9 protein-coding genes are annotated in these 12835 nt (G+C 45.7%); 7 read left to right on the top strand and 2 right to left on the bottom strand.

Going from position 1 to position 12835, the window contains the following annotated elements; all coding sequences use genetic code 11:
* Both AB1S56_RS19090 and AB1S56_RS19085 read left to right on the top strand, forming a co-directional pair.
* Complete coding sequence (locus AB1S56_RS19090) at positions 1-888, top strand: sugar ABC transporter permease (protein WP_340873068.1); 888 nt, start codon at positions 1-3, stop codon at positions 886-888.
* 21 nt (positions 889-909) lie between these two features.
* Positions 910-1755 carry a carbohydrate ABC transporter permease gene (locus AB1S56_RS19085; RefSeq protein WP_340873067.1) on the top strand — a complete coding sequence of 282 codons (846 nt, stop codon included), beginning with the start codon at positions 910-912 and terminating at the stop codon, positions 1753-1755.
* Between the two features lie 49 nt (positions 1756-1804).
* Here the strand turns inward: AB1S56_RS19085 and AB1S56_RS19080 are convergent, their stop codons facing one another.
* Entirely contained in the window at positions 1805-3304 is a 1500-nt protein-coding gene (locus tag AB1S56_RS19080) for a HAMP domain-containing sensor histidine kinase (protein WP_340873065.1), read from the bottom strand.
* Between the two features lie 145 nt (positions 3305-3449).
* On the opposite strand from AB1S56_RS19080, the gene AB1S56_RS19075 reads away from it, so the two are divergent.
* Positions 3450-4775, top strand: coding sequence for a BNR-4 repeat-containing protein (locus tag AB1S56_RS19075; protein WP_340873064.1), 1326 nt, complete (start codon positions 3450-3452; stop codon positions 4773-4775).
* 85 nt (positions 4776-4860) lie between these two features.
* On the opposite strand, the gene AB1S56_RS19070 is transcribed toward AB1S56_RS19075, so the two are convergent.
* The gene (locus AB1S56_RS19070; RefSeq protein ID WP_340873062.1) at positions 4861-6567 is read right to left on the bottom strand and encodes a glycoside hydrolase family 2 TIM barrel-domain containing protein; all 1707 of its coding nucleotides are present in this window, start codon (positions 6565-6567) and stop codon (positions 4861-4863) included.
* Positions 6568-6839: 272 nt separating this feature from the next.
* On the opposite strand from AB1S56_RS19070, the gene AB1S56_RS19065 reads away from it, so the two are divergent.
* The 4 genes from AB1S56_RS19065 to AB1S56_RS19050 all read left to right on the top strand — a co-directional run bounded on the left by AB1S56_RS19065 (position 6840) and on the right by AB1S56_RS19050 (position 12778).
* The gene (locus tag AB1S56_RS19065; RefSeq protein ID WP_340873060.1) at positions 6840-9143 is read left to right on the top strand and encodes a helix-turn-helix domain-containing protein; all 2304 of its coding nucleotides are present in this window, start codon (positions 6840-6842) and stop codon (positions 9141-9143) included.
* A gap of 265 nt (positions 9144-9408) precedes the next feature.
* Entirely contained in the window at positions 9409-10311 is a 903-nt protein-coding gene (locus AB1S56_RS19060; RefSeq protein WP_340873059.1) for an ABC transporter permease subunit, read from the top strand.
* 11 nt (positions 10312-10322) lie between these two features.
* Positions 10323-11177, top strand: a complete 855-nt coding sequence (locus AB1S56_RS19055) for a carbohydrate ABC transporter permease (RefSeq protein WP_340873058.1) — start codon at positions 10323-10325, stop codon at positions 11175-11177.
* An 80-nt stretch (positions 11178-11257) separates the two neighbouring features.
* A complete protein-coding gene (locus AB1S56_RS19050) occupies positions 11258-12778 on the top strand; it encodes an extracellular solute-binding protein (RefSeq protein ID WP_340873056.1) in 1521 nt (506 codons plus the stop codon).
* Positions 12779-12835 lie beyond the last annotated feature (57 nt).

The following is a 12835-nucleotide window of genomic DNA, read 5'->3' as shown; positions in this document are numbered from 1 at the left end:
ATGTCAAGTGAGAAACGTTCAGTAAGACGAAATCGGCTTATAGCCTATTCCTTTTTATTGCCGAATATAGTGGGGTACCTGATTTTTATTTTGATTCCAGTTATCTTTTCTTTTTTTCTTGGATTTGTTGACTGGAATGGATTTAATCCACCTAAATTTATTGGATTTGATAATTATATAAGGCTCTTTTCTGATGATGCTTTTAACATCTCTTTCTGGAATACTATTTGGTTTACGCTGCTGTCGGTGCCGATTAAATTGTTTTTGTCTTTGCTTATTGCAGTAGCCTTGAATAAAGGAATAAGAGCTGTGAAATGGTTTCGGACGGCCGTTTTTTTACCGTATATATCAGCGACAATCGCTGTAGCGGTGGTATGGCAGCTGCTGTTCAATCCAAGCAAGGGTCCGATCAATAGCTTCTTATACTCCATTGGGATAGAGAATCCTCCCGGATGGCTGACCTCGACTACATGGGCTTTGCCAGCCGTTGCCCTCGTGGGCATTTGGCAAACCATAGGATATTATATGATTATTTATTTAGCCGGTTTACAAGGGATTCCAAAGCACCTCTATGAAGCAGCTGATATCGATGGTGCTGGAGCTGTTACGAAGTTTTTCAAAATTACGATTCCATCGTTATCGCCAGTCATCTTTTTTACAGTGGTGATCTCTATGATTAATACGTTCAAGACCTTTGATCTCATCTACATTATGACTCTTGGCGGTCCAGGCCGCTCAACCAATGTGTTGGTCTATACCATTTATGATGTTGCATTCAAGCGGTTTGAATTAGGATATGCCGCAGCTATTTCCTATGTCTTGTTTGCCATCATATTCATCTTTACATTGCTGCAATTCAGATTGCAAAAAAAATGGGCCGACAACTAAAGAAAGGACGGTGAAGCAGCGATGCAAACATCTTATAGCGTGCCATTCAAAAATTATATTAAGAAACCGATACTGTACGTGATGATATCCCTTGTTTCATTAACTATGGTTGTACCTTTCCTGTGGATGTTGTCCGCATCCTTTAAGCCGGATAGTGAAATCTTCGGTTTCCCTATCCAATGGATTCCTGAAACGTTCCAATGGAAAAACTATGTTGCGGTTTGGACGGAAGTTCCATTTCTAACCTACTATCTGAACACAGTGAAAATCACGATTTCAGTCGTCGTGCTTCAAGTCCTGACAAGCTCATTAGCTGCCTATGCGTTAGCTAGAGTGCGGTTTCCTGAAAGAGATAAGCTGTTTTTACTCTATATCGCTACGATGATGATTCCTTATCAGGTCATGATGATTCCTCAATATTTGTTAATGAAGGAATTAGGATTAATCGATTCGCACTGGGCTTTAATTTTGACAGGCGCCTTTAGTCCATTTGGCGTGTTTCTATTCCGACAGTTTTTCCTAGCCATTCCGGAGGAGTTGTCCGAAGCAGCGAGGATCGATGGGCTTAGTGAGTTTGGCATCTATTCTCGCATTATTATCCCATTAGCAAGGCCAGCCATTGCAAGCTTAGTCATCTTTAGCTTTATCTCTGCCTGGAATGATTTTCTAGGACCACTTATCATGTTGAATTCAGAAATGAATTATACCATTCAATTGGGCATGCAAAACTTTCATTCTCTATACAATACAGAATATGGAAAATTAATGGCTGCCTCAGTATGTGCCATTATCCCGACGATCATTGTTTATTTTGCAGCACAAGATCATTTTGTTGAAGGCATCGCCTCTTCAGGCGTGAAAGGTTAATCCCCCACAGTGACTCCCTAATCAGGAGTCATTTGTTGTTTTTGGCCAGTTAAAAAATAGGAAGCAAGATTTCAGTTTTTGTTCCTGCGCCTTTATCGCTGTTCATCACTATTTTTCCATCATGAGCATGAATGACCTTTTGGGTAAAGGAAAGGCCGATCCCCCAGTTATGAATAGAGGATTTGGTTGTAAAGAAAGGAGAAAACACTTGATTGATGTCTTCCTGATCAATGCCAGGGCCACTATCTTGAATGGAGATGATGCCCCATTGATTCCGTCGGTCCACAATGACCCGAATGAATCCCAACTCTTGCTCTCGGACCGCCTGGAGACTGTTGTCGATGATATTGTAGAGCGCTTCGCTTAATATTTCATTATCGGCATAGATAAACGGCACTTCCTTGCAAAACTGCACATCGATCTCTACGTTCGTATTGGAAGGGACCCTGGATAAAGCCTTGCGAATGGGTGTGGAAAGCAAGGTTGATTTCATATTTAGATGAATATTTCTTAGCTTGTCTGCCGCTTTATCGATATTCTCCAGGTTGACACTACATGAGTCTAGAATAAGCTTGAGACTGTAGGCACTATCTTCATCATCTCTGTGTTTATCCAATAAGTACTCGGCTTCTGAACGAATGGCGAGTAAATGATTTTTAGTAGAGTGTGTGAAGGCTCTTATACCCATGGATGCAGTATCCATAGTTTTGCGGATCGTTTGGTTTTGATTTTTATAATAGCTTTCTAATGCGTTGTACTTGAATATCAATAAAATAATAATGCTGAATGACAGCAAAACGATATAGGGAAAGTAAGGGTAAAATTTAATTAACGATTCTACATCAGGCATGATGTAATTGAAATAACCATGGAGAATGGTGCTTCTCACTAGCGTTTGTGGTGCCCAAGAAAACGTTATGTAATGAATCATGGTGATCGGTATTAAGAAGGAAATCGTAAAAAGCATATAATTTTTAAGGATTTTTATTTTAGGCAATTTTATATAATTTATTGCTAATAAAATAATGGCTATTAACCCGTAAACAATATTAGCTGTCTTGAAAAAAAATTCAATGCCTGTAGTCACATTTTTAATAAATGAGTTTTGATGGAAGTGAATAAAGATCAAGGTTTGCAGCCATTTTTGAAAGGAAGGATCGTAATAAATAAGCTGCATCACAGGAATAATGGCAAGCGCTGTTACCTGCAGCCTATAACGCCTTGCATGTTGGCCGCGAGATATGAGCAAGGAAAAGCAGACAAGAGAATAGATGAACAATAGAATGCCAAAGTGCAAAAAACGAATGATTAGATCATGATTAATTTCCCAGTACAACAAAAATTTCCATAAGGAATGTGGGAAGTTAAAGGTATAAGCAATAATATTATAATAGTAATTGAATTTGCTTAGATATATTAAGAGAGAAGTGATGGAGATAATCCAGCCCAGGATCAGGCCGCTGAAAAAACGAGTGGATACATGCCGCCAATTGCGGTACATAAACAAGATCGAAAAAGCTACAAAAGCGAAGGTTACATAGATCATCATTTACCCCCATCCCATAATATCAAACTATAACATATCTAGGTTGGGTCAGTGAGGGGTAATAAAATATGCCCCTGTTTGAAATATAACGACTGTAATAGACTAATCACGTAACCGCTTACAAAAATCATTTTGGGAGGTATCGATTATGAACAAAGCTAGAATCTTCAGCATCGCAGGCATTCTCATCACTGTATTGCTGCTAACAGGCACGGTGGCACAGGCAGCTGGATTGACAAAAATCGCAACCAATCACAGCTTTGGTTCTCCAAGGGCAATGGGAAATGGTTTGTATGATCCTGTGTCAAATAAAACTTATGTAGCATGGAATGGACCAGACATGGATATTTATATCAGAGCCTACAATCATGCTACTCAAGGCTGGGAAGCTGCCCTGAAGGTGAAAGACAATAGTTATACCGGAAAGTGGGACTATCATAATTACCCTGTGTTAATTATTGCGCCTAACGGGAAGCTGCAAATCTATTATGCACAGCATACAACCAAGGCCTTTGTCGTTACAGCACCAAATCCGAACTCTATTGCGGGCACATGGACAACGCAAACCATAAGCACAGATCAGAATGGCTATCCCATGCCTGTTGTAGCTGGAAATGATATTTATGTATTTTATTCCAAAAATGATGAGGTGTCCTACCCGTACAGAACGTTCCGCTATATTAAATCAACAAATAACGGAGGCACCTGGAGTTCGCCTGTGACGGTTATTGATTCCGGTAAGCAGGACCCGAATCGATTTGATGAGGTGTACGCGAATGAAGTGAAATATGATAAGGACCGGAATCGTATTCTGATGTCATGGAAAATGTCAGGCGGACCTCATGGGCATGACAAGCAGTCTAAGGATTTGCATTTTGCTTACCTAGATATAGCCACGAATACCATGCGCTCCATTGGCGGTTCATCACTCGGCGGTGTTGTCAACTATTCGGAATTTACTCAGACGCGAGTGTTTTCATCAACGCCTGGTGACAATGGCGGTTCCTATGCGGATACCCATAATGTCTATGGAGGGACATTCGATTGGATTGGTAATGGTAACCCTGTCATTGCATTTGGTTATTACAATATTAAGGGTGATGGAAGTAAAAAGTCATATTTTTATAGTTGGAATGGAACGGGATGGACCATCTCCACGATTTCTACAACGAATGCCGCTTTATCAGATTTAGAAAGAATGGGAACCTTATGGGATGATTTTCGAGTCATCATAGGTGATTCAGGCAATCCTGCAATCAAGCATATTTATAAAACGACAAATGCTTCGAGCTTTAGCATAGAAGATTCTTTTACCATGCCGCTTGATAATAGTGCAAATCGCGCGAACTACACTGACTTTATCGAAGGGGCTCCAGTCGGGAGTAAGGTGCAGATTGTATTTGGCGAGTGCGGATCAGTTGATCCTAACAACTATACTCGAGGCATATGGTCCGTATATGTATATGGAAATTAATTGAGTAACATAGCCAAGGGCCGAAGGAGGAGGGGAACAAAAGATTCCCCTCCTTTTATCGTGGATGCTTGATTCTTTTGCTATGCTAACTGAAGCTTCGATAGAAGTCACGCACGATGCGGTAAGCCAGCTTGGGCTTGCGGTATTCATTCACGAGCCCTTTATTGTTGAAGCTTCTGGCACGGTCGCGGAAATAGTTGCGGTCGCTGCGGAGATCGACGCGGATATCGGCGAACTGCCAGATTAACGTGCCTACAATCTTAGGATCGTTACGGAAGATGTTCAGTGCCTCTGTCAATACTTCCGCCTGATAGTCTTCGCTGAACAGACGAGGCTCCCAGCCCGTGTCGCCGTAGATGCCGGCAGCTCCGAATTCGCTCATGATGACAGGGCGGTCTCCGGCTCCGAGCGATTCCGCGTGCTTATAGTACTCATCCAGCATGTCACGGAAGCCCGTTACGCTTCCCTGGTACCATCCATAATATTTGTTAATGCCGATCACATCAAAGAAGGGCAACACGATATCCTCGGTTGGGAAGGTGGTTGCATAGATGACGAGACGCGAAGCGTCCAGCTCGCGTATCTTGGAGGTGAACAGTTCCGTTACTTCGTAAGCCTCCTGTGATCGTGTGTCAATCTCGTTATGGGCACCCCAGAACAGGATGCTGGGATGGTGGTAATCCCGCTCGATCATCTCTTGAAGCATGATCACGCCGCGTTCGCGGAACAGGGGACTGGCCAGCGTGTCGAGGGACATGAAATAGCCCCACATAGGAATCTCTTCCCAGAAGGCCAAGCCATTCTCGTCGAGCAGGTCAAGCCAATATTTACTCTGCGGGTAATGAGAGCCGCGGACGCAATTGCAGCCCATGTCTTTCAGAATTTGCAGATCCTTCAGCATCAGCTTCGGCGGAACGGCAAAGCCCCATTCGGGATGCTCTTCGTGGCGGTTGACCCCTTGCAGATAGATGGATTCGCCATTCAATAGAATCTTGCCGTCCTTCGTCTGGATTGTACGGAATCCGATGCGGTCAATGAGATCGTCTTCTCCGGTCGAAGCAGAGAAATGGTACAGCTCCGGCTTGCCCAGATGCCATCGTTTTATCTCTTGCAGCTTGCCCTCTAACGGGAGGGATACCGAAGTTCCGGCCTCGATTGTGACCTGTGCCTCCCCGAACACCGTATCTTCCCACTTCACAGCCAAGGAAATTTCTTTTCTTTCGACAGCGAGAGAGGACAGCTTTACGTCGATATTCAGTGCAGCTTCGTCTCCGTCCAGCTCGTAGTTAATTGTCATGTGCTCGATAAAAACATCTGGAAGCTCCTGTACTTCCACCGAACGGAAGATGCCGCCATAGGAGTACCAATCGGCAATATCGGTCGGCAGCGACTGCCAATCGACCGTGCTGTCGACACGGATGATCAGCTCGTGGACCCCTTTGGCGACGCTCGGCACGAGAATAGAGAACGGCGTGAAGCCGCCGAAGTGGCTGCCCAGGTGCTGTCCGTCCAAATAGACATCGCCATGGTGCATGATCGCATGGCAGATGAGCCGCAGGTGCGTGTCATGCATCGTCTCGAACCGGGTGCGGTACCAGGCTGTGCCGTGATAATCATAGAGTCCCATTTCATTATTCCAGCAGGAAGGCACATACAGCTTCCGCTCGGGTGCAGGAAAGTCCGCATACCATTTCTCGTTCATACCGACACACTCCGGATCGGTGACGAAATCCCATAGCCCATCAAGAAAGCTTGTCTTGCGGATCAAGTGCTCATGAAACGTTCGATTCATTAGGTGAAAGCTCCTTTTTTGGTCAATTGGCAACAACAGGCATCGTTATCCCTTCAAACTATAATCTTCGCGGTAAGCGTTTTCAATCCCCCCTTTTTAATACAACGCCCCCTTATTTACTTGGAACTCACGGGACTAGATAATAGCAAATAACGCGATATAAAATTAAAAAAGAGGTGATGAAAGCGCTTCACAAAAGGTTTTTTTTTATAGTACGATTGTTAGATCAAATAAAAACTCTTATAGAGACAAAGGTATGAGGGGGCGCATTTTTGAAATACGGATATTTCTTTCGCAAGAAGTGGGGGCTCTTCGTCAAGCTGTTTCTTTCTCTTCTTCTCGTTATGGTTATTCCGACGGTCGTCGCAACAGTGCTGAATTATAATATATCCAAACAAAACCTGGAGGATGAGGTGGGGCAGTCTAACCTCGATGTGCTGCGGCAGACAAGAGAAGCAGTAGACACGATCATGGGGCATACGGAGAACATTACATACCAACTGTATCGCAACCAGCAGCTTCAACACTTTGTCGCCAATTCCTATGACCTTGACGATTATGATGAAGTACAGAAGATCGACACCCTGATGAACATGCTCGAGTCGATCATGGAGGGCTCGCCTTACATCTCTGGTATTCACATGTATAGTCTGGAGAATCAGATGCTCGTCTCCTCGAACGGGTTTAATCAGGAGACGCTGCTCGAAGGGCATGAGCAGTTCTATCAAGAGCTGGAGCAGCACCCGGAGGGGCTGTGGCTTGAGCCGGGCAAGCAAGGCGTATTTGAAGAGCCGCACCCGCCTTTACAATTTATTAAAGCCATTTTCAATTCCTCCCAAAGCCTGGCCGGATATTTTGTCGTTCAATTATCCAGCGATGAGTTCACAACCTTAATACAGGATCTGTATATTCGTCGTTCGGGCTCTGTCTTCATGGTTAATTCGGCAGGTGAAGTGATTATGAATCGCCAAACGCCCTCTATCCTGATTCGCAATGAAGCCCTGATGGGAGAGCTGTTCTCATCCGAGCAGGAGGGCGTAACGATCGTCAAAGAGGATTGGCCTGGCGAGAGCTGGATCGTATCATTCACCGGCTCACGACTCAATGGGTGGAAATATGTAGCGGCCGTTCCGACGGACGAACTGGAGCACAAATCCGGGGCAATCTACCGCAATATGATGATAGCGATCATCATCTTAACTACGGTATCCGTCGTGCTGGCTCTGTCGATGGCAAGAGGATTGTATAATCCGATTCGCAGTCTGAAGAGCATGCTGTCGGGTGAAGCCTTGAATGAGCGCCAGCAGAGGCATTTATTCCTACGTACGGATGAGATTGGCATTATCAATCGCAAGATTACCGAGATGTCCCATCAATTGGAACGCAGTATACCGAAGTTGAAGCACTATTTCTTATTCCGGTTGGCTGCCGGCGAGCACTTTGAACCGGGGGAACTCCGTGCTCAGGCGGCAACCTACGAATTGCCCCTGCAAGGGCAATATATCGTCATTCTCCTTCAAGTTGGCGCCCGTTCCGTGATGGATTGGGAGGACGAGACGCATGCCGGCGATTCCATGAGGAGCAGCTTGCGCACGTTATTTATGGATCGGATGAAGCTGATGATGACGTTCGATGCCTTCTATGAACAATCGGATAAGCTGATCGGGATCGGCATCATGCCCCAGGAGCAGGACACCGATGAATGGCTCGCGCAATTGAAAAATAGCTGCTCAGAGTTTCTGGTATCGGTCAGAGAACTGATCGGCACGGAGATCTGTATCTCAGCAGGTCTGCCCTGCGCGGGTCTTGATCGGCTACACCAGTCCTATAACGATGCGGAGTGGGCTATGAAGTACAAGTTCATCCTTGGCGCCAACTCGGTCATTATGGGACGCGATCTGATCCGGGCCAAGCAGGAGGCACAGCTGAGCCACGATTATCCGCAGGTCATCAAGGCGAGTCTGTACGCGAAGAAGTATGATCAGGCGGCAAAAATACTGCGCGAGTTACAATCCATGTTAAAAAATAATCTGCATTCCAAGATCGAGTTCACCTTCTTCTATCGGCAGATTATTCAGATTGTTGTCCAATACTTAAATGAATCCAATCAAGCCAAAACGAAGTGGGTCGACCCGCTCAACCGGGCATTTCTCCATTTGGAGAGTGAATACCGAGATATTGACGAAGCGACGGATTCGATCGCGCACATGCTGGAGGAAATCGCGCACGAAAATGAGAGTCCTGCAGTGATGAATAGTTACATTGAGCAGACGCTCGATATGATCCGCAACGAATACCAGAAGGATCTGAGCTTGACGGAGATCGCCGATCGGTTGTCCGTGTCGTACCCTTACTTGAGCAAGCTCTTCAAGGAAGAGCTGGGCAAGAACTTCAAGGAATACCTGACAGAGTACAAGCTGGAGCAGGCGAAGCAACTGCTGTCGAGTACAACGCTGCCGATCGAGCAAGTGGCGTTGCAGGTCGGGTACAACAACTACAAGCAATTCTCCAGAATGTTCAAGAAATATGAAATGGTCACCCCCATGGATTACCGACAGATGATGACCATGGAATAGTTCCATCGCAGAAGACCAGGAGACGCTTTCCTTTATCGGAAGGCGTCTTTTCTGTATCGAATCTCCCGATAAACACCGTGTGATCAGCAATAAATGCGATACATTGTTAAAAAAGGAGCGTTGAAAGCGCTTAAATGTGTGGGTATAGTCAGGCATATAGAACGCGTAACACAACACAGCACAAAGGAGCGTAACCATGCATTCGACAACAGACCCGGCAAATTTGGAAAGGAAGGCAAACTCGGCTCCAGGGTTCCGACAAAGGTTGAGCAAGTGGTTGGCCTTAATTAAAATGAACAAATTTCTTTATCTCCTGATCCTTCCCGGCACCTTGCAAGTTTTGCTTTTCGACTACATTCCGTTCTATTACATTCAAGTCGCGTTTCGGGAATTCAACGTGTTTGGGGGGTTGGACAATAGCCCTTGGGTCGGGTTTCAAAATTTCATTGAACTGTTTCAAACGGCCTACTTCCTGCAGGCGCTTAAGAACACCTTTATTATCAGCCTGATGCAGATTGGCTTTGGCTTCTGGGTTCCCATAGCCATCGCGATCTTGTTAAATGAATTAAGACATCGGTTATTCGCAAGAACGGTACAGACACTGATCTATCTTCCGCATTTCTTGTCGTGGGTCATTATCGGCGGGTTGTTCGTAACGATGCTGTCGCCAAACGGCGGCGTAGTCAATTTGCTGTTGCAGGTATTTGGTATGGATCCGATCTATTTTATGGCAGACTCCAGGTGGTTCCGATGGGTATTGGTCGTCTCCGAGATCTGGAAAAACGCCGGGTGGGAAAGTATCATCTATCTTGCTGCTATTGTCGGGATTAGCACAGACCAATATGAAGCGGCGAGAGTGGATGGAGCGAACCGGCTGCAACGTATGATCTATATTACACTGCCTTCTCTGATTCCTACCATATTAGTCGTATTGCTGCTCAAGGTCAGCAAGATTCTTCGTATCTTTGAACAAGTGTTTGTTATGTACAATCCCTCCGTATCGAATGTATCGGAGACGCTGGGAACGTATGTCTATCAAATCGGGATTAACCGGGGCGAGCTTTCCTTCGCGACTGCGGCAGGATTATTTAATGGTATCGTCTCGTTAATTCTTGTGCTTGCGGTCAATCGGCTTGTGAAATACGTCCGCGGTACATCAGTATTATAGGAGGCCGGAACATGCACAAGTATGATAGTCGGTACGTGGATGCGTTAATTATCTCATTCTTTATCTTATTATCTGCCATCACGATCCTTCCGTTCATGAACGTTGTTACCCTCTCTCTGGAACCGGAGCATATCGCTTCTGAAACCGGCGTGATTCATTTGTTTCCCCGGGAGTTCACACTAGATGCCTATGCAGCAGTATGGAACCACGGGAGCATCCAGCAAGCGTTCCTGAACTCATCGTTTATTACGATTATCGGTTCCGCGCTGGCGGTGGTAGTCACTGCAGCTATGGCATACGGCCTGGCCCAACGCGAGGTTCCGCTCATGAGAATGATGACCTTTCTGGTGCTGATGACGATGGTGTTGAAGACCGGGATCATGCCGCAGTATCTATTAATGAAAAACCTGAATCTGCTGGACAGCCTGTGGTCCGTCATATTCCCGCATGTCGTCGCCGCATTTAATCTAATCCTGATGAAGGTATACTTCGAGAATTTGCCAAAGGAAATGACCGAGTCCGCGAAGATCGACGGTTGTTCCGATGTTGGCATCTTCTTCCGAATCATCCTTCCCGTCTCGGCTCCGATTGTGGCGACGATCGTATTGTTCTATGCCGTCGAGTACTGGAATGACTATTTTAACTCGGTTATGTACTTGTCCAGCGAGAATAAGAAAACGCTCCAAGTCCTGCTGCGAGAGCTATTGATTCAAGGAGCGGACGGCGGCGGGATGGATATGGTTCAACTGGGCAAAAACATGAGGATGGCTACAGCGGTGTATGCGATTGTACCAATCTTATTGGTATATCCTTTCCTGCAGAAACACTTCACAAAAGGCATACTGTTGGGCGCTGTTAAAGGTTAGTACAGGTTATAATCGCACCCTGAGAATAAGAGCCGTGCGAATATAATAGAAAAGTTCAAAATGAAAGGGAGAGGTCAAAAATGAAACGCAATGGATTTGTATCACTTCTCATCGTCGCTATGCTGATGATCACGGTTGCTTGCAGCGGTGGAACTGGCGGAAACACAGGAACAAAGGAAACCAACGCACCATCGGCAACGAATACAACAACGGAAGCAGGTGCGCAGACCAAAGAATTGATTGATATGAGATTTATGGTGTTTGGTACAACCGATCAATATGTAAAACAAAATTTTGACTTGATCGCGCAAAGGGTCAAGGAAGAGTTTAACGTCAACCTGAACTTCGAATTCGCAGACCGCAATACGTATCAGGAAAAGCTGAATGTAGCGATTGCGGGCGGTAACGCGCCAGATATATTTTTTACAAATGATCTGAAGTTTCTGACGCAGGCGATCCAGAATGGAGCCGTCGTGCCTCTGGATGATTACGTCCAGAATGATCCGGAGTTCAGCCAACTGGACCCGGGGATGTTCATCGATTCGACGATGAACGGCAAGATCTACACCTTGCCTAAAGCGGGCATCACCCCGCTGACGCTGTATTATCGTACCGATTGGGTGGAGAAGCTTGGTTTGAGCACACCTAGCACACCGGATGAGCTCTTTGAGATGTTGAAAGCATTTGCCCAGAACGACCCGGACGGCGACGACAAGAACAATACATTCGGATTTACGATGAATCAAGATTTCAACAACTCTGACCCGTTCTGGATGATGTTCGTGCAGAACAAACCAGCCAAGCTGGGGCTGTATGTAGATGAAGAGCAAGGCACCGTGAAATCCTCTCTGCTTGATATAGAGGGCATGAAGAAAGCGCTGGCCTGGTTCAGCAAAGCAAATGCGGAGAAAGTGCTGGATCCGGAATGGGTGCTCGATAAGCCTGCTTCGGTAGAGGATAAGTTCATTACAGGGAAAACAGGTGTGTTCTCATTCCAGCCGCAATTCATCCTGCCGCGCCATACGAAGATTACGGCGCAATTCCCGGAAGCCAATATTGCCGTATTGCCTTCGGTGCAGGGGGAGAAGTACAACAACTACAGAGCCAAAATGGGATATAAACTGGACTATTATGTAAGCAACACTACCAAAGATAAAGAACGCGCCGCACAAGTACTAGGCTTCTTTGCCAGCGAAGAAGGTCAAAGACTGACCAGCCTTGGCCAAGAAGGCGTAACCTACAAGGTAGAGAACGGAGAACTGGTATTCCTGGATGATCAACTGTCGAAGCTCTACAATCCCGGATTGCTCTTGACCAGCGTATTTGAGCATGAGCTGCCGGTACCGGTACCTGTGCTGGAAGGCGCACTCGAAGCAGTCGAAGGCTATGGCATGTATGTGGATACAGAAAAGCTGATCGCGAACAGCGAGCTGGCAGCGAAGAAAATGGCCGATATCGACAAAATGTCGAGAGAAGCCATCACCAAAATCATCTTGGGTCAATCGCCGATCGATTCGTACGATGAGCTGGTGAAGAACGTGAAGAAAGAGGGCATCGAACAAATATTGGAAGAGCTGACGACCATTTATAAAAATCAATAGTTTAAACTACTTCGACGAGAGCGCCACGCAGCAATAACCGGTGCTCTCGTCGGAAAT

It is taken from the genome of Paenibacillus sp. PL2-23, from assembly GCF_040834005.1.
Taxonomy (GTDB): domain Bacteria; phylum Bacillota; class Bacilli; order Paenibacillales; family Paenibacillaceae; genus Pristimantibacillus.
Note: the sequence above shows the minus strand (reverse complement) of the source record. Positions and strands in the feature narration are given on the sequence as shown.

Bases quoted from the DNA above. Each gene is read 5' to 3' on its own strand.
- AB1S56_RS19090 (WP_340873068.1), top strand. From the start codon at position 1: ATGTCAAGTGAGAAACGTTCAGTAAGACGAAATCGGCTTATAGCCTAT.
- AB1S56_RS19085 (WP_340873067.1), top strand. From the start codon at position 910: ATGCAAACATCTTATAGCGTGCCATTCAAAAATTATATTAAGAAACCG.
- AB1S56_RS19080 (WP_340873065.1), bottom strand. From the start codon at position 3,304: ATGATGATCTATGTAACCTTCGCTTTTGTAGCTTTTTCGATCTTGTTT.
- AB1S56_RS19075 (WP_340873064.1), top strand. From the start codon at position 3,450: ATGAACAAAGCTAGAATCTTCAGCATCGCAGGCATTCTCATCACTGTA.
- AB1S56_RS19070 (WP_340873062.1), bottom strand. From the start codon at position 6,567: ATGAATCGAACGTTTCATGAGCACTTGATCCGCAAGACAAGCTTTCTT.
- AB1S56_RS19055 (WP_340873058.1), top strand. From the start codon at position 10,323: ATGCACAAGTATGATAGTCGGTACGTGGATGCGTTAATTATCTCATTC.
- AB1S56_RS19050 (WP_340873056.1), top strand. From the start codon at position 11,258: ATGAAACGCAATGGATTTGTATCACTTCTCATCGTCGCTATGCTGATG.